We start from the raw sequence: 16,505 nt of genomic DNA on the forward strand, positions 1-16,505 counted from the left end.
TTTCGAACTGCGTTTTAATAAGAAAAACATGAGCACCGCCAAATCTGCCGCGTCAGCCCCAAAAGTTCTAGTTGTTGACGACGACTCTGATATTGTTGAACTTCTCGAATATAATTTAATTAAGGAAGGATATTCGGTGGTCACCGCTTCCAATGGCAAGAAAGCAATCGAAATCGCCAAGACTTTCATCCCTGATCTGATACTGCTCGACATTATGATGCCGCAACTGGACGGCATTGAAACGGGCCGTATTTTGCGGAGCAATCCGGAAATCAAAAACACTTATATTCTTTTCTTAACAGCGAGATCGGAGGAATATTCCGAGGTTGCGGCTTTTGATGTGGGTGCCGATGATTACATTACAAAGCCCATTAAGCCACGGGCGCTGATGAGCCGCATTAACGCATTGTTTCGCCGCGAAGCTCAAAAAGCCGAATCCGGTGACCAGATTGACATTCTGGACCTCACCATTAACCGGAAAAATTACACCGTGACGCAAGGTTCTGAAAAATCGATTGTGCTTCCGAAGAAAGAGTTTGAACTGTTGTTTTTCCTAGCGCAGACGCCCAATAAAGTTTTCAACCGGGACGAATTGCTGCAAAAAATCTGGGGAGCCGACATTTACGTCCTGGAACGGACCGTCGACGTACACATTCGGAAATTACGGGAAAAGCTGGGCGATCGCTATATCAAAACCCTTAAAGGTGTTGGGTATATGTTCAGTAACGAGCAGGAATAACATTATTTTTCGATCAGATCCGGATCGATCTCCGGCTCATCTTTTTTATCCTTATCCTTGTCTTTCTTTTTCCTGAATGCAAGCTTGATATTCACTTCACCGTTTTCATCAATCGCCCGCAGGAAGATTTTTGATCCCTGTTTTTTCTCTTTATTATTTGGATCAAGCACATACGTTGAGTCCCGCTTTTTGAGGTTGCTCAACGGGATTTGAATGTTAATGTCCGTTTTCTTGCCAAAACTGTAAATCCCGTCAATGTAGAGCGTCACCACGTTGGACTCAATTTCCGTTGGCGATATCTCAATTTCCTGGCCACTGAGTTTGAAGTCACTACGAATGGGCGCAAACTTCACACGTTCGAAATTGCGTTTTTTGAAAATCAGCTTTTTCATTTTCATGAATGGCTCAAAATTCAGGATATAGCCATTGGTAAGGTCAATCCGCAACAAGCCTTTCATCGTGGACGGCACAAGCCGGACGTTGTTATTAAGCCGTGATTCGAAGCTGAAATCTGTATTTAAAATTCCCTTCAAGTTTTGATGCGTAAGTGTTTTTTGCCCAAAATCATCAAATGAGTAAAATACCGAATGCACGTCCGCGTTCCCGATTTTACCCCGCATGGCCAGGTGAGGCAACTGGCTCGAACCCGAATTATCCATTTCTCCCGCAATCCTGACATTACCGCCGCCAAACGCCTTCATGACAAAATACTCGATGCTCACAGCATTGTTTTTAATCGTAAACTGCCCTTTAACATCTCTTGCCGTAAAATTCTTATAATTGAGTTTCTTGGCATCCAGCTTGGCTACGATCTGCATTTGATCTATGGCATCATCCAGCAATTCGACCAGTTTCAGCTTTTTTCTTTTTTTCTTCACCACCTGCCGCGGCGCCAGCAACGTTTCCAGCCAGTTCATTTTCCAGTTTGGAATATTAATGTCCACATTCGCCCGGAGCGGCTTGGGAGAACCGAATAGATAAGGGATCAAATCGAGCACTTTTCCTCTGATATACAGCATATTCTGCCCATCGGACAAGCTTAGATCAGGAAATACAAATGCTTTTTCATCAAATGTGAAATCTCCTTTTATTTTTTTCAGATGAACCTGGCGAGGCAAATAGTCCATAGAAATGTTATTGATTGAGACCTTGCCATTCAATTTACCATTAAAACGGTCGCGGTCGGGATCATAGAAGTTCTTTAAACTGCCATCAAAATTGAATTCGATCTTGGCAGTTCCGTTTTTGAAACGATAGCGTGCAGGATCCAAAAGCTGATCCAGATTGGTAGAATCTGCATCAACATTTCCATTAATCCGAGCAATAGGGTTCTGGAAATTGGTGACCGCAATGCTGATCCGAAACGGGATAGTTTCAAATTTCCCTCTGACATCCTGCGTCGTAACGCGCGAATTGTCCGGTCCGGGTATTTTTGTTGTGTCAGCCTGATTTGTAAAACTTCCTTCTGCGTGCATATCACGCAGAACGCCTACCGGCAGAGCGTATTGGAAAGTGTCCGCCTTAAAATATACGTCAACATGGGGCTGCTCTAAACTGGCGATTTTACCACTGACATGCACCTTTGCGTCTACGTTCGTCTGAATCCCAATCGAATCGATTTGCTCTTTTATCTTCCTGTTCAACAGCGGAAGTGCATTTTTAATAGCAATCTGTTTGGCTTCGAAATTGAGCGTAAACACTTTTGCTGAATCAGAAAAATCGAAAATCCCGTTAATGCCAATTTTGTCATTCGTAGCACTTTCCAGCACCGAGGGATAGATTTTAAGCTGCTGCTTATCGGCGTCATAAGCAAGCGCAAGTCCGAGCCTGGTTTCCTGATTTATCAAAAACCCGCCTTTTTTAGGTTTAAAAGTTAGTTGGTTAACCAAAATTGCACCATTAAGGCTGGCATTCGTGCTCGAATCTGTGGTGGTAAGGATATTGGTAACGTCATGTAACAACGCGCCATAATATTTCTGCTTAACCGAATCGGAATAAGTGAGTGAAAAGTTGACAAAACGCATGTTTCCCAACTTCTTCAGGATATCATCATTTCCGCCGGAATCCTTTTTCTTTTTGTCTTTTGCACTGCTTTTAAAAATGCTGAGGTTGGAATAGCCGTCTTTTTGAACAAACAATTTCATTGTCCCATTTTCCAGGATCAGGTTTTTAATCTTGATATTTCCCTTGTAAAAACCTGTCAGATCCAATGCAATGTGCATTTGTTCGGCTTCCAGAAACGGCTTTTTATGAACCTGATACAGGCTGTCGGTAAGTTTGACGTTGGTTAATGTGAAGTTTAATCCAAATGATCCGCTGAAAGGCCGGAATTTAAAATCCTCGATTTCAAGATTTCCATTTAGATTCTCATTTACGAACTCCTTTGCATTTTTGAATATATTATCCCTGTTCCTATATACCCATATTTCAACTGCTCCGAAAAGAAAAAATGCACACAGGGCAATTATTCCAAAGATTTTTAAAACTCTTGCAAACATGAAGTGAGGGATTTAACGCAATTAACGAATCATTAATAACGTGCCAGCAAATATACGTTAACAACGAACGAAAGTATCTTAATGGTTTCATCCTCGTTATTCACGGCAAAATATAGTACTTTTGCGCACTCTTTTCGACCATTGAGGTTGTCGTTTTCAAACTATTGCTGTCAAAAATGCTATTAAGCGAACAGGAAATATTGCGCAGACAAAAGCGCGAAGAATTAATGCGGTTGGGCATTGAGCCTTATCCTGCTGAGGAATTTGTGGTAAATACTTATGCCGCAGACATTGTTAAAAACTACGAAAACAATAAGATAGACTATAAACACGTCACCATGGCCGGCAGGCTGATGGGCTTCCGGATTATGGGAAGCGCTGCGTTTGCCGAGTTTCAGGACAGCACGGGGCGTGTGCAACTATATTTCCGCAGGGACGATCTTTGCCCCGGGGAAGACAAAACGCTTTATAATACAGTTTTCAAAAAGCTGCTGGACATTGGTGATATCATTGGTGTTCAAGGGTTTGTGTTCACTACACAAACCGGCGAAATATCGGTTCACGTGCAGGAATTTAAGATTCTGAACAAATCACTTCGTCCGCTTCCTGTTGTAAAACGGGATGAAGACGGTAACATTCACGATGGTTTTACGGACCCGGAACTGCGTTACCGCCAGCGTTATGTGGATTTGATCGTGAACCCGGAAGTGCGTGATATCTTTATCAAAAGAGCCAGGATCATAACGACCATGCGTTCGTATTTTGATTCCAAAGGATGGCTTGAAGTGGAGACGCCGGTATTGCAAAGCGTTCACGGAGGCGCTGCGGCAAGACCGTTTGAAACACATCACAATTCCCTGGACATGGATCTTTTCCTGAGAATCGCCACGGAATTGCACTTAAAGCGTCTGATAGTCGGTGGCTTCGAAGGTGTTTATGAGTTTGGAAAACTATTTCGCAATGAAGGGATGGACCGGACGCATAACCCTGAATTTACTACCGTTGAGCTATATGTTGCCTATAAGGATTATCTGTGGATGATGCGTATGACCGAGCAAGTGTTGGAACAGGTCGCGCTTGCAGTTAACGGAACAACAATTGCGAAGTTCGGAGAAACTGAGCTGGATTTTGCCGGCCCATATCCTCGTTTGAGCATTACAGACGCTATCAAACAATACACAGGACTGGATGTTGATGCTTCGGATGAAAATGTGATCCGCGAGCAATGCCGTGCGTGGGGAATGGAAGTGACGGAAAGCATGGGCAAAGGAAAGCTGATTGATGAGATTTTTGGTGAAAAAGTAGAAGCGCACATTATCCAGCCCACATTCATTATTGATCACCCGGTTGAAATGTCGCCGTTGACGAAAAAACACCGCACTAAAAAAGGCATGGTGGAGCGTTTTGAGCTGTTTGTGAATGGTAGGGAGATTGCTAATGCATATTCTGAGTTGAATGATCCTCTGGAGCAGCGCGAACGTTTTGAAGATCAGCTTAAACTGAAAGAGCGCGGCGATGACGAAGCCATGGAAATGGACGATGATTTCCTCAGATCACTTGAATACGGCATGCCGCCAAGTTCAGGAATCGGGATAGGCATTGACCGGCTTACGATGCTGCTAACCAACAATTCAAGCATTCAGGAAGTGATTTTCTTCCCGCAAATGCGCCCGGAACGCAGGGTTGAGATTGCCAAGGAAATGGATTACATCAATGCCGGGGTTCCAGCTGCATGGGTTCCTGCTTTGCAAAAAATGAACATTCTTACGATTGAGCAATTGAAAGCCGCTAATCCCAATAAGATCTTCAACGATCTGGGAGGAATGCGGAAAAAGCTTAAAATAGAAGACAAAATGCCTCTTTTGGATGACATTAAGGCCTGGATTGCTTAGTTAATGCATGAAAAATGCCACCCGAAAGGAGTGGCATTTTTCATTACCTGCAAAAAAAATACGATTATATCTTTTTTACCTGCACAGCGTTTAGTCCTTTTTTACCTTCAACGACTTCGTATTCCACTTGGTCATTTTCACGGATAGTAAGTCCTCCCAATCCTGTCACATGGACAAAAATGTCTCTGTTTGTGTCGTCTTCAACGATGAAGCCGTATCCCTTAGCTTCATTGAAAAATTTTACAGTACCTGTTGGCATAATGGTTGAATAAAAAAATTGAAATAAGGTGAAAATACAAAAGGTTTGTGAGCGTTTCAATCAAAAGTCCAAAGGGCTTAACCAAATAATTGAGGGAGGCTCAACGCATTGGTAAAAGAAACTTTGGAATTTTTTGCCAAGACATCTTGATTATAATGAACAACTTACAAAATCTTTAATCACAAAGAAACAAAAATTGTTTGTAAAACAATTTATTTGAATAAAGAATTTGAAAATTTACGAGTTAGCGGTATTTTGCCATTTCGCCGTGTTTTGAATGAAATTTGAAACACCGAATTGTATATGCGGGTAAAAATCCTTAATTATGAAGTAATTATTGGAAAAAAGGTATGAGCAAACTTCGGTATTACGTTGAGGACCAAATATTTGGTGTATGCGCAAAATTAGGCGAAAAGCTTAATTTCCCGGCTAGCAGCGTCCGGCTGTACTTTATATACGCCACTTTCATGACCTTTGGATCACCTATAATCCTATATCTGGTGCTTGCATTCTGGATGGAATTGCAGAAACACTGGCGCCGTCACAACAGTCCTACGATCTGGGAACTGTAGTTCTTTTTAGGTTAATCCCCGTTAATTGACTAAAACGGTGCTTTCCTAGCACAAAATATTCCCAGACAATGCTTCTGTAATAAAGTGGGGCGCGATTTGAGGTCCTTTTCGTTGTTTTAATAAGCGAAGGGATCATTCTGTAAAACGCGATATGCGCCCTTAATATGGCAACCACGTCGGGCCAGGCACCCGTAGCCATAAACCGCACGCTTGAAATCCCGTCCAGTAGTAATCGGATAAAAACCGTTTTCCATCTCCTGCCTTTGGGAAGATTTTTGAAAAGCATAATCAGATTGTTCCGGTAATTCAGAAAAGTTTTGCGTGGATTGGATTTATGCAACGTCCCGCCTCCTACATGATAAACGACTGATTTTCCGCAGTATGTGATACGATATTGCATATTAAGCAAGCGCCAGCAAAGATCAATTTCCTCCATGTGCGCGAAAAACGATTCATCAAAACCAGCGGCACGATGGAATGCAGACGCACGAACAAACAGGCAAGCGCCCGTTGCCCAAAATACGTCCTGCTCGTCATCAAACTGGCCTAAATCCTCCTCCCGCGTATCAAAAATCCGCCCTCTGCAAAACGGATAACCCAGATAATCCATGTAACCGCCAGCCGCTCCTGCATATTCAAAGTGCGTTGGGAGATCGTATGCGCGGATTTTAGGCTGACACGCGGCTATTCTTTCATCAGTATCCATAAAAGAAATGACCGGCTCAATCCAGTTCTCCGTAACTTCAATATCGGAATTCAACAGAATGTAATAATCCGCAGCAATGCGCCTCAGTGCATCATTATAGCCGCCGGCATAACCCTTGTTTTCCGAAATCGTGAGGGTGTTTAATTCAGGATATGCCGTACTTAACCAATGGATTGACTGGTCTGTAGACGCATTGTCGGCTATCCAAACTGCATAGCCTTCTGAATACTTTAAGACGTTGGGAAGGAATTTTTCGAGATGGTGTCTGCCGTTATAATTCAGGATGACAATCGCAACAGTCGGAGCCATTAATGATGTGGTTATTTCATAAACCCTCCCAGGTCAAGTCCTGGAATGTTAGGAAGCACACCATCCGTTGCTTTCTGCAAGTGCTCTTTAATTTTTGGTTCAATGTTATCCAATGCTTTGTTGACGGCGGCAACAATCAAATCCTGCAGCATTTCCTTGTCATCAGGATTAACAAGGTCTTTATCTATATCTAAGCCTATTAATGCTTTTTGCCCGTTCACAGTCGCTTTCACCATTCCACCACCCGACTCAGCAACCTGAGTAAGATTGACCAATGAATCCTGCGCTTCTTTCATGCGAGACTGAAGGTCTTTCATTTTGCCCATGAGCCCCATCATATCCGCCATATTACCAAACATAGTCGTACTGATTAAGTTATGCCTTTTATAAAACTATTTTACCGGAAATGGTTCCTATCGTAAAAGCATAAATGTACCACTTTTTTCAACAGTTTGATTGATATCGTCCACGAAAGTCATTTTGTAAACATACGATCCTACCGGCGCATTTGCCCCGTTAATCGTTCCATCCCAGCCTGTTGCGATGTCATCTGAATGAAAAACAACCTCACCCCAACGGTTCATCACAGAAAAGTTAAATGATTGAAGCTGCGTAGATTTAGCTTCCAGAATATCATTATAACCATCCCCATTCGGGCTGAATGCCTGCGGAACAAAAACACCTGCGCTTCTTTTGTAATTAATAATGTTGGACAAGCTCTCAAACCCGCCCGGAGTGGAATTGGCCAGGATCTGGAAGTTATACTCCAGATCACTTTGTGCATTTACTTTAATGGTATAATTTGAATTCATCTGCACAGGAATCACTTCCTCAGCCGTACTGGATCCCGCCTGAATGACGTCGTAGCTGGAAACACCCCCAAGAATGGGCGATTGGGTAGTCCAATTGAGTGTAGTCAGATTTTTCGTTAGCAGGATTGTGCAAACAGGCTCTGAGGGCGGGACTTTTTGTCCGCATGAATTGGTATAACTGATCTTGTAACAATAAGATAACTCATTTGTCTTAACGTCCGGATCTGAATATTCGCTCTCGTTAAAGAGTGTAATTATTTTCTTGAATAATGTTGCACCTGCTTCTGCTTTTTCAATAGTAAGGTCGTATGTACTGTTTGGTCCGGCGCCCGGAACATTTGCTTTGATAGTTACAGCACGATCGCCATCAACAGAAACTGCTGCATCTTTGATCGGCTTAGGCGAAGCAATTTCAGCCTTTACACCAACCGGAGCGGATGTTGAAGTTACGTCCTTAATCTTTGCAACCACCTGGTATTCCGAAAAGCTGCCGCACTGCACATCCTCGTCTGTATAGGTGATGTCGTTTATGGAAGTGAAGGTTTTTATGATCGTCCCGTCACGCAAAAGGTCGTAAGATGTGAAGTCAGTCGCATCGGGATATTTGCTCCATGTAAGGATATTTTGGCCGTCTTCTGACCGACCGGTTAACGTCATGCTGCTGTAAACCGGACTGTCGTTTTTGCCAGAGCACAAATCTTCCGAAGATAATTTCACTTGGTACACCTGGCTTGTAACCATATTCTTCACATCAAAAGGCTGTAATCCGCCGGATGACCTTCTTCCCGCAGTCGTATAGTTCGAACCATTGGTGCTGTAATTGATGTCCGTGTAAACGCCACTCAAACCCTGATAATTGATCCTGAGCGTGCCATCACCCCTCATTTCGACCGATTTTATTGCTATATCATTTAACTGGGCCTGCTGAAAAGTAATGGGAAGCGAAGTGGCGCGGCCTTCGGCGCATCCTTTTCCAACATAAAGCCCTGTTAACAAAACCGTTGGATTGGTACTAACATCCGCGTAACTGTGCTCGATCACCAAAGGACTCCCTTTCTTCCAGATATCCGTCTTTCCGTCGCCCCATTGAATTTTCACTTCATCGTAGGCTTTCAAGATCGCATCGTCTATTAAACTCAGAAAGATCTTTCCACCACCGCAGGAAGAATACTGCGGCGTAATAACCCGGGTCTCAAACACCTGGACAGTCTTACAAGCGTAAAATTGCCCTGAGGACACTGCACCTTGCTGTAAAACTGTATACGTGGCTGGGAGAGAATATGTGAAAATGGGTCCCGGTGCGATTTGTGGAGATCTGCCGTCAAAACTAGCATCGTAACCCACCAAAATAGGATTCGGGACGGTGTTTGTAACCCGGATTGTTAATGGCGCACAGCCTTCGGTTTTATCAATTGTGAAGCCTCCGCCCCCACGGTCACAGAGTCCCTGGGCATGTAGTGTTTTGCAGAAGAAAATTAAAATGGAGAAAAGGGATAGTAATGTTAATCTCATATGTGTGCAATATTAGGACATGACCTTTTTAAAAGACTCCATATCGTCATGGAGCGATATGAACTATTGATGGTTGTAACACCGTCACAAAAATAATTTATTTCAAAATGAGAATGGCTTAAATATTAAACGGGATTGCATTGAAAGTATTATTCTGATTAACAAGCCATTAGAAAAATCCTATCGGATCAATAAAAAACTCCCATTTCTCGAAATTTGCTGACCCGAAGCGTTCGTCATCTCAATTTTATACAAATAATATCCACCCGGTGCCTTCTCATTTTTAATTTTCCCGTCCCAACTTTCTGCGCTGTTTTCTGTTTGAAAAACCACTTCACCCCAGCGCGTGAAGACCGACATATTAAATGTTGAAACAAAATAAGCTTTCACTTCAAAACGCTCATTATAAGCATCTCCGTTAGGAGTAAACGCATCCGGGATCAGGACAATGGGATCTCTTCGCAACGACAACACATTGGAATAACTCAGCATATTTCCGTCGGTTGACTGGGCCTTAACCTGAAATGAAAAAGCAGATTGTGAGCCGATATCAAGCAAATGGCTGGTTTCCAGTTGCTTCGGAATTTCGTCCTGAACCGTTCCTGCGTCGTCCATTTGTATTAGATTATATGAACCAACTCCATCGGTAAACGGGGAATCCGCATTCCAAAGGACATCCGTAACCCGGTTTTGCAGGAGGATGGAACAAACCGGCGCGCTGAATGCCGGTGCTCTTAAATTGCAGGCATTTTCATAAGTAAAACGATAGCAATACGAGTTTGCAGAAGTGTTCACATCCACATCATCAAACAGCAAACTTTGGTTATCGGGCTGGGAAATCTGCTGGAAATCCTGGCTTCCCAATGTTGCCCGTTCAACGATCAGGTCGTAGCTGCTGGTGAGGCCTTCACCGCTCAATGCAACTTGTGTCGTAATGGTATTTTCGTCTTTAACTGTTACGCTTGCAGTCGTAATCGTTTCGGGAGCTGAGCTTTTTGGGGCAATGCTAAAAGGCGTGGAGTACGAACGAACGTCGTTTTCAATGATCGCAACGATCTCGTATTGATAAGTGGTCCCGCATTTCACATCGGTGTCGAGATATGAAAGCTGATCGGTAGATGTAAATATAACAGATCCGTCGCGCTTCAATTGATACTGCAAAAGGTTACCGGTGTTGGGATAATGTTCCCAGGACACAGAAATGATCTCATCCAGGGAAACAGCCCCTTCTTTGAGAACCAGGCTGCTCACCACCGGACTGTCGATCAGATTCTCACAGAAGTTTTTTGAGGACAACTTGAAACGGTAAATCTGCTGAGGATTTAGGCCCGTAACGGTCGCTGACTGAGCGCCATCGGACTGGCCTCCTTTGCCTGTTGTTACAAATTGGCCATCACCTTTATCAATCCAAATCTCCGTTACAATGCCTTCCATTCCATCATACAGAATTTTTGCTTCACCGGAAGGAAGCATTTCAACGCTTCTTATCCTGATTTTCGCGAGCGATTGTGGCGCGGTTTCTTTGGTTAATGTGGTCTTCAATGTCTGGTTACAATTCCCCGTGGAATGTTTGCCCTGAATCGTTATGGCAGGAAAATTTCCGCCTGTTGCGTATTTGTGATCATAAAAAAGCGCACCGTTATTTTTAATATTAATTGACTGACTGGACCCATCGCCCCAGTTAATTTCAATCGCATCATAAGCAGATGAAACCGCATCATTAACGATTGTAAGCCTCACCCGACCATTGTTACAGGTCATTAATTCAGCCTTAGGAGCACGATTTTCCTTTACAACAACATCTTTGCAAAGACTAAATCCCGCCACATCCTTGATACTGCCATATTGCAGAATGGTGTAAGTTCCGGGCAGGTTATATACATGCGAAAGCTCAAAAGACCGGTCCTTCTCCTCTGGCGGTGAAGTACTGTTTTTGTTAAAATCGTAAGCGTAAGTGACATTTTCCGCGTTGACCATCTGATTGGTAATGTTCACTGTCAGTGGCGCGCAGCCTTCTGTGGGAGTTACCAGAAATTTACCGGTAGTGCCGCAGAAGCTCTGTCCGAAAACATTTTTGTTAATCAACAAAAAGGCGCTTAACAGAAACAATAACAGTAGATTAATCTTCATAGATGAGTAAAATTACCTCAGAATGATAGGCTGGATAGTTCCGGCAGATCATTGAAACGGATAAGCTAAAAGCTTTGTTAAGGTGCAATGGAGGTTCAAAAATAGAACTTTTCAACATTAAGAATGTACCTTTGCAGAGTAAAAACGAGTTTTTGTTTAAAACTATTTTTCGTCAACCTGATTAATGAATAATAATAGCATTCCAATAGTTCTGGATTCCATAGATGAGGCCATAGCGGCTATAAAAAGAGGGGAAATGATCATCGTCGTAGATGATGAGGATCGTGAAAATGAAGGTGACTTTATATGTGCAGCAGAGCTCATAACCCCTGAAATTGTGAATTTTATGGCTCGCGAAGGCCGTGGATTGATCTGCGTTCCCATTACCGAAGAGCGCTGTGCCGAACTGAACCTCGAAATGATGGTGGGCACAAATACCGCTTTGCACGAAACGGCGTTCACCGTTTCCGTAGATCTGCTCGGGCACGGCTGCACCACCGGCATTTCGGCAAGTGACCGTTCAAAGACCATTAAAGCGCTTGTCGACGCGGACACGCTGCCGGAAGATTTAGGAAGGCCGGGCCACATTTTCCCATTGAAAGCAAAAAAAGGCGGCGTTTTGAGAAGAACGGGCCATACAGAAGCGGCCATTGATTTTCCGAGACTGGCAGGCTTATCGCCGGCAGGTGTTTTGGTGGAGATTTTGAACGAAGACGGCTCTATGGCCAGACTTCCTCAATTGCGCGAGATCGCCAACCGGTTTAACCTTAAATTGGTAAGTATCAAGGACCTGATTGAGTACAGACTTCAAAAAGAATCCCTTATCAAACGCGAAATCGGTGTGGATATGCCTACTAAATGGGGCCATTTCGACCTGATTGCATACAGACAAATAAACACGGACGATTTGCACCTGGCGCTCGTAAAGGGAACCTGGGAAAAAGACGAACCTGTTCTCGTGCGCGTACATTCATCCTGTGTGACGGGCGATATTTTCGGCTCTTGCCGTTGCGATTGCGGCCCGCAGCTTCACGCCGCGATGGAAATGGTGGACAAGGCAGGCAAAGGTGTGATCGTGTATATGAACCAGGAAGGTCGCGGAATCGGCCTTTTGAACAAACTGAGAGCTTATAAGCTGCAAGAAATGGGCCGGGATACGGTTGAAGCCAACCTGGAACTCGGTTTCCCGATGGACGACCGCGACTATGGCGTTGGCGCGCAGATCCTGCGCGATCTTGACGTAACCAAACTGCGTCTTATTACAAATAACCCTAAGAAACGGGCTGGATTAATAGGTTACGGTCTTGAAATCGTAGATTCCGTGAATGTGGAGATTCCGTCCAATCCGCATAATGAGAAATATCTTTTGACCAAAAGAGACAAAATGGGTCACAATTTGAGCAACCTGACAATCCCGGTAAATAAAGGATGACAAATGTTCAAATCGTAAAGACTGAGGGCGACATCCAAAAGTGCCGCCGGGCCATTCAGGCTTTACGGCCCCAGCTGGTTGATGATCTTTATCTGGAAGCGGTGAAAAAGACGCTTGCAGATAAACGGCAAATTATATTTATTGAAGAAAATGACGAAGCTGCCGCCGTTGCAGTTTTTGAGACCGGATACAACCTTTTTAGGGGAAATTATATTTATATTGATGATCTTTCTACTTTGCCTGAACAACGTGGCAAAGGATATGCAGGCATTTTGATCGACTGGATTCTGGACTTTGCGGAGAAAGAAAATTATGCGCAGGTTCATCTGGACTCAGGCGTATCTGAGGCTCGAACTGATGCGCACAGGCTATATCTGAACAAGCGTTTCCAGGTTACGAGCTTGCATTTTGTTACCAATATCTGATTCCATTAAGATTTGATCTAAAATTTATACTAAGAGCGAAAGTATTTTATGAATATCAATCAGGTTTTTGAAGCATTCGACACGCTGCGTGTACTGGTTATCGGAGATGTCATGCTGGACTCATATGTCTGGGGAAAAGTGGAAAGAATCTCGCCGGAAGCCCCTGTTCCGGTGGTTAATGTTCAAACGCGTGAGTATCGCCTGGGTGGCGCCGGTAATGTGCTCTTAAATGTGCAATCACTTGGTGCAGAGGCTATTATATGTTCAGTTATCGGGACCGACAGTTCAGGAGATTTGCTTGAAAACAGCCTGAAAGATAAAGGATTGAACTGCGAAGGCTTAATTCGCAGCGAAAGCAGGATCACCACTATTAAAGAACGCATTATTGCTGGCTCACAGCAAGTTGTCCGTATTGATACGGAAACTGACAAACCGGTTTCAAAGAGCGAAACGGAGCAACTGATCGCAAAAGCAAAAGAGCTGATCCCCAGCTGTAATGTGATTATTTTTGAAGATTATGACAAAGGTGTGCTTACGCCCGAGTCCATTTTCGAGATCACCGCATTTGCAAACGAACACAACGTTCCTACCGTTGTGGACCCCAAAAAACGGAATTTCTTAGCTTACAATAACACTACATTGTTCAAGCCCAACCTGAAAGAACTGCGCGAAGGTTTGAAAATTGAATTCAATGTAGACAACCCGGATGAACTTCGTGGCGCAGTACAACATTTAAAAGAAGCCTTGAATGTGAAAGGCGCTCTGATCACACTTTCCGAACGCGGCGTTATCATTGATTTTCAGGATGAAGTGCACAAATTACCAGCGCATATCAGACAAATTGCCGATGTTTCCGGCGCTGGCGATACGGTGATCAGCATTGCAGCGTGCTGCGTGGCATTAGGGTTGCCACCAAAGACCATTGCAGCTGTCTCCAACCTGGGTGGAGGTTTGGTTTGTGAACTCGTTGGCGTAGTCCCTATTGATAAGGAATTATTGAAAACCGAAGCGCTTAACCTGGTTATTTCGCCAGCTTACTGACAAGTAAAATTCCTGTAACTTGTTTTAATTGATAAGTTTACCAGTTAATCCCCGACTGCCCCAATCCCATTCTTCTGGTGAATTTGGACGAAAGTTTGGATCTGCTGGTGATGTAACGAACACTTGCACCAATGTAAGGTGTCGTTGCCGGCGTGTAGGATGTGAGATTTTCCCGGGCGCTATTGAATGTTTTGATCTGTCGGAAAGTGCTTACACCCGCTTCCAGAGACACATTAATGGCCGTAAACAAATGCGCATTGGCAGATATCCCGGTTTTGATTTGGCGGTAATTCTCTCTCCTAAGCATCTTCTCCTCAGGCATTTGGATTTGAAAACCACCGCTATAACCGCTCAGCCCGGCCAGAAAGTCAACATTAAACCATTTGGTCGCTTTGTAATTCGCATTAGCCATAAAAGGCAGCAATGCGGACACGCGCCAATGTCTTCCCAAACCTTTGTTAACCCCGAAAACCGGCACGAAACGCAGTTTTTGATTATAAGCTAATACAGATCCATACAAAATTTGCGTCCGCAGGCCGAGAATGTGCATACGGGCCGCGCCGCCCCAAAAGAAAGGCTGTGGACTGAAAAAAGTCTCATTCGTTTCCGTCATTCCCAAACCACCGCCATACACCCAAAGCCGGTCCTTGATGCTGGCTTGAAGTCGGATCACGCCCAGTGAGAGCGTTTTGTAACCATTCTCCGGGTTGTTCTTTCCATCCACGGTTGGCTGGATCTGGTTATATTGGGCCAGCATAACCGTATGCACTGCCCGCAAATCAAACTTTTTTCGTAAGCTATAACCCAATTGCACTTCGCTGTGAATGGGGATTATGCCCAAAAAGCCGGTCCTTGTTACGCCATAATCCTGCGTTCCATTCATGCTCGAAGGCACGGCATAGTCTGCTTTCAATGTTAAATTGGGATAAAAAAGGCGGCTAAGCGAGAAATGCTGCGCCTGTGCGGCACTAAAAAACAGGAGAAGCGAACAGGTTAGCAGACTTCGGGAATGGATCATGCGGAAAGGTCGGGGTGGCTGATTTTGGCAAATAACGTGAAAAGGCTGAGGCTATTGTATTGGTAAAAAGATCGGGATAGTACAATTCACGCAAAAGCGGGTATTAACAGGCACAATTTGCCTTAACTAAAAACAATGTGAATGCATCCTGATATGAAAACAACATTCCTTTTCTTATTCATTTTGTTATCCGATGTTGCCATGGCGCAAACTGCTGAAACTTACGCTGAAAAACTGGGTTACCCGAAGGGGAAAAAAGTGCTGATCATTCATGTGGATGATGTCGGCATGTCATATGAATCCAATCAGGGGGCGATCAAGGCGATCCGGAATGGGGTTGCCAATTCGCTGAGCGTGATGATGCCTTGTGGTTGGGTGCCGGGTTTTGTTAATTATTGGAAAGAAAACAAAGATCTGGATGCCGGTCTTCACCTTACCATGACGTCCGAATGGAAAGACTATCGCTGGGGACCGCTTGCGGGGAAGCCTAATGTGAAAGGGCTCGTCGATCCGGAAGGCGCAATGTGGCGCAGTGTGGCGGAAGTCATTAAAAATGCTTCTGCCGATGAAGTGGAAATGGAGATACGTGCGCAGTTGGACCGTGCGCGGGCCATGGGTTTCGAGCCCACGCATATGGATTCACACATGGGCACGCTCTTCGCAACGAACGAGTTTTTGGAACGTTATCTGAAAGTGGGTATGCAGGAAAGAATTCCGGTTATGTTTCCGGGCGGACATAATACGGCAATTCAGGCTGAGGAAAAAATGATTGCAGAGCGCTTTCAAATGACGCAAACAATTGGAAAACAACTCTGGGACGCCGGATTACCCGTATTGGATGATCTGGAAAATACAAGTTATGGCTGGAAAGGACCCGAAAATGGTGACAAATCTGAAAAAGCGCTCCAAAAATACAAAACGGAAAAATACATCAATGCAATAAAAGCGCTGAAACCTGGCCTGACGATGGTCATTATGCATTGCACGATCCACTCCGACGTTTTTCCTCACATTTCGGATTCAGCGACAACACGCGAAGGTGATTATCTGGCGATGATTGATCCCGAATTGAAAAAATACATTGAAAAAGAGGGCATTATCCTTACCACCTGGCGCGAAGCCATGCAGCGGCGGCAAAAGGTGAAATGATTTAAAAATCG

At 44.1% G+C, this 16,505-nt stretch carries 14 protein-coding genes; 7 read left to right on the forward strand and 7 right to left on the reverse strand.

What is annotated here, in order from left to right:
* The first annotated feature begins 28 nt into the window (after positions 1-28).
* Positions 29-739, forward strand: coding sequence for a response regulator transcription factor (locus NFI81_RS18435; protein ID WP_082217379.1), 711 nt, complete (start codon positions 29-31; stop codon positions 737-739).
* A gap of 2 nt (positions 740-741) precedes the next feature.
* Here NFI81_RS18435 and NFI81_RS18440 read toward each other — a convergent pair whose 3' ends face one another.
* Positions 742-3,237, reverse strand: coding sequence for an AsmA family protein (locus tag NFI81_RS18440; RefSeq protein WP_234611011.1), 2,496 nt, complete (start codon positions 3,235-3,237; stop codon positions 742-744).
* Positions 3,238-3,413: 176 nt separating this feature from the next.
* Between NFI81_RS18440 and lysS the strand changes: the two genes are divergently transcribed.
* Positions 3,414-5,129 carry a lysine--tRNA ligase gene (lysS, locus tag NFI81_RS18445; protein ID WP_234611010.1) on the forward strand — a complete coding sequence of 572 codons (1,716 nt, stop codon included), beginning with the start codon at positions 3,414-3,416 and terminating at the stop codon, positions 5,127-5,129.
* 64 nt (positions 5,130-5,193) lie between these two features.
* Here lysS and NFI81_RS18450 read toward each other — a convergent pair whose 3' ends face one another.
* On the reverse strand, positions 5,194-5,388 hold the full coding sequence (locus tag NFI81_RS18450; protein WP_026629450.1) for a cold-shock protein: 195 nt from the start codon (positions 5,386-5,388) through the stop codon (positions 5,194-5,196).
* Positions 5,389-5,738: 350 nt separating this feature from the next.
* Here NFI81_RS18450 and NFI81_RS18455 point away from each other — a divergent pair, with 350 nt between their 5' ends.
* The gene (locus tag NFI81_RS18455) at positions 5,739-5,960 is read left to right on the forward strand and encodes a PspC domain-containing protein (protein ID WP_082217382.1); all 222 of its coding nucleotides are present in this window, start codon (positions 5,739-5,741) and stop codon (positions 5,958-5,960) included.
* On the opposite strand, the gene NFI81_RS18460 is transcribed toward NFI81_RS18455, so the two are convergent.
* From NFI81_RS18460 to NFI81_RS18475, 4 genes are all read right to left on the reverse strand, one after another.
* A complete protein-coding gene (locus NFI81_RS18460) occupies positions 5,941-6,975 on the reverse strand; it encodes a glycosyltransferase family 2 protein (RefSeq protein ID WP_234611009.1) in 1,035 nt (344 codons plus the stop codon). The two genes, NFI81_RS18455 and NFI81_RS18460, sit on opposite strands and share 20 nt — an antisense overlap.
* Positions 6,976-6,986: 11 nt before the next feature.
* Positions 6,987-7,334: a YbaB/EbfC family nucleoid-associated protein gene (locus NFI81_RS18465; RefSeq protein ID WP_234611008.1), complete on the reverse strand. Its 348-nt coding sequence runs from the start codon at positions 7,332-7,334 to the stop codon at positions 6,987-6,989.
* A gap of 54 nt (positions 7,335-7,388) precedes the next feature.
* The gene (locus NFI81_RS18470; RefSeq protein ID WP_234611007.1) at positions 7,389-9,299 is read right to left on the reverse strand and encodes a T9SS type B sorting domain-containing protein; all 1,911 of its coding nucleotides are present in this window, start codon (positions 9,297-9,299) and stop codon (positions 7,389-7,391) included.
* Between the two features lie 180 nt (positions 9,300-9,479).
* The gene (locus NFI81_RS18475; RefSeq protein WP_234611006.1) at positions 9,480-11,429 is read right to left on the reverse strand and encodes a T9SS type B sorting domain-containing protein; all 1,950 of its coding nucleotides are present in this window, start codon (positions 11,427-11,429) and stop codon (positions 9,480-9,482) included.
* 184 nt (positions 11,430-11,613) lie between these two features.
* Here NFI81_RS18475 and NFI81_RS18480 point away from each other — a divergent pair, with 184 nt between their 5' ends.
* From NFI81_RS18480 to NFI81_RS18490, 3 genes are read left to right on the forward strand one after another with little or no spacing between them, the layout of a single operon-like run.
* Positions 11,614-12,861 carry a bifunctional 3,4-dihydroxy-2-butanone-4-phosphate synthase/GTP cyclohydrolase II gene (locus tag NFI81_RS18480; RefSeq protein ID WP_234611005.1) on the forward strand — a complete coding sequence of 416 codons (1,248 nt, stop codon included), beginning with the start codon at positions 11,614-11,616 and terminating at the stop codon, positions 12,859-12,861.
* On the forward strand, positions 12,858-13,286 hold the full coding sequence (locus NFI81_RS18485) for a GNAT family N-acetyltransferase (RefSeq protein ID WP_234611004.1): 429 nt from the start codon (positions 12,858-12,860) through the stop codon (positions 13,284-13,286). The genes NFI81_RS18480 and NFI81_RS18485 overlap by 4 nt, the downstream gene beginning before the upstream one ends.
* A gap of 48 nt (positions 13,287-13,334) precedes the next feature.
* Complete coding sequence (locus tag NFI81_RS18490; RefSeq protein ID WP_234611003.1) at positions 13,335-14,327, forward strand: bifunctional heptose 7-phosphate kinase/heptose 1-phosphate adenyltransferase; 993 nt, start codon at positions 13,335-13,337, stop codon at positions 14,325-14,327.
* 37 nt (positions 14,328-14,364) lie between these two features.
* Here NFI81_RS18490 and NFI81_RS18495 read toward each other — a convergent pair whose 3' ends face one another.
* A complete protein-coding gene (locus tag NFI81_RS18495) occupies positions 14,365-15,345 on the reverse strand; it encodes a hypothetical protein (RefSeq protein ID WP_234611002.1) in 981 nt (326 codons plus the stop codon).
* 153 nt (positions 15,346-15,498) lie between these two features.
* Here NFI81_RS18495 and NFI81_RS18500 point away from each other — a divergent pair, with 153 nt between their 5' ends.
* The gene (locus NFI81_RS18500) at positions 15,499-16,494 is read left to right on the forward strand and encodes a polysaccharide deacetylase family protein (RefSeq protein WP_234611001.1); all 996 of its coding nucleotides are present in this window, start codon (positions 15,499-15,501) and stop codon (positions 16,492-16,494) included.
* Positions 16,495-16,505 lie beyond the last annotated feature (11 nt).

This window comes from Dyadobacter fanqingshengii (assembly GCF_023822005.2).
GTDB lineage: Bacteria > Bacteroidota > Bacteroidia > Cytophagales > Spirosomataceae > Dyadobacter > Dyadobacter fanqingshengii.

What these genes read in the sequence shown, in the direction of transcription:
- NFI81_RS18450 (WP_026629450.1), bottom strand. Translation starts at nt 5,388, where the DNA reads ATGCCAACAGGTACTGTAAAATTTTTCAATGAAGCTAAGGGATACGGC.
- NFI81_RS18490 (WP_234611003.1), top strand. Translation starts at nt 13,335, where the DNA reads ATGAATATCAATCAGGTTTTTGAAGCATTCGACACGCTGCGTGTACTG.
- NFI81_RS18465 (WP_234611008.1), bottom strand. Translation starts at nt 7,334, where the DNA reads ATGTTTGGTAATATGGCGGATATGATGGGGCTCATGGGCAAAATGAAA.
- NFI81_RS18435 (WP_082217379.1), top strand. Translation starts at nt 29, where the DNA reads ATGAGCACCGCCAAATCTGCCGCGTCAGCCCCAAAAGTTCTAGTTGTT.
- NFI81_RS18455 (WP_082217382.1), top strand. Translation starts at nt 5,739, where the DNA reads ATGAGCAAACTTCGGTATTACGTTGAGGACCAAATATTTGGTGTATGC.
- NFI81_RS18485 (WP_234611004.1), top strand. Translation starts at nt 12,858, where the DNA reads ATGACAAATGTTCAAATCGTAAAGACTGAGGGCGACATCCAAAAGTGC.
- NFI81_RS18460 (WP_234611009.1), bottom strand. Translation starts at nt 6,975, where the DNA reads ATGGCTCCGACTGTTGCGATTGTCATCCTGAATTATAACGGCAGACAC.
- NFI81_RS18470 (WP_234611007.1), bottom strand. Translation starts at nt 9,299, where the DNA reads ATGAGATTAACATTACTATCCCTTTTCTCCATTTTAATTTTCTTCTGC.
- NFI81_RS18440 (WP_234611011.1), bottom strand. Translation starts at nt 3,237, where the DNA reads ATGTTTGCAAGAGTTTTAAAAATCTTTGGAATAATTGCCCTGTGTGCA.
- NFI81_RS18480 (WP_234611005.1), top strand. Translation starts at nt 11,614, where the DNA reads ATGAATAATAATAGCATTCCAATAGTTCTGGATTCCATAGATGAGGCC.
- NFI81_RS18500 (WP_234611001.1), top strand. Translation starts at nt 15,499, where the DNA reads ATGAAAACAACATTCCTTTTCTTATTCATTTTGTTATCCGATGTTGCC.
- lysS (WP_234611010.1), top strand. Translation starts at nt 3,414, where the DNA reads ATGCTATTAAGCGAACAGGAAATATTGCGCAGACAAAAGCGCGAAGAA.
- NFI81_RS18475 (WP_234611006.1), bottom strand. Translation starts at nt 11,429, where the DNA reads ATGAAGATTAATCTACTGTTATTGTTTCTGTTAAGCGCCTTTTTGTTG.
- NFI81_RS18495 (WP_234611002.1), bottom strand. Translation starts at nt 15,345, where the DNA reads ATGATCCATTCCCGAAGTCTGCTAACCTGTTCGCTTCTCCTGTTTTTT.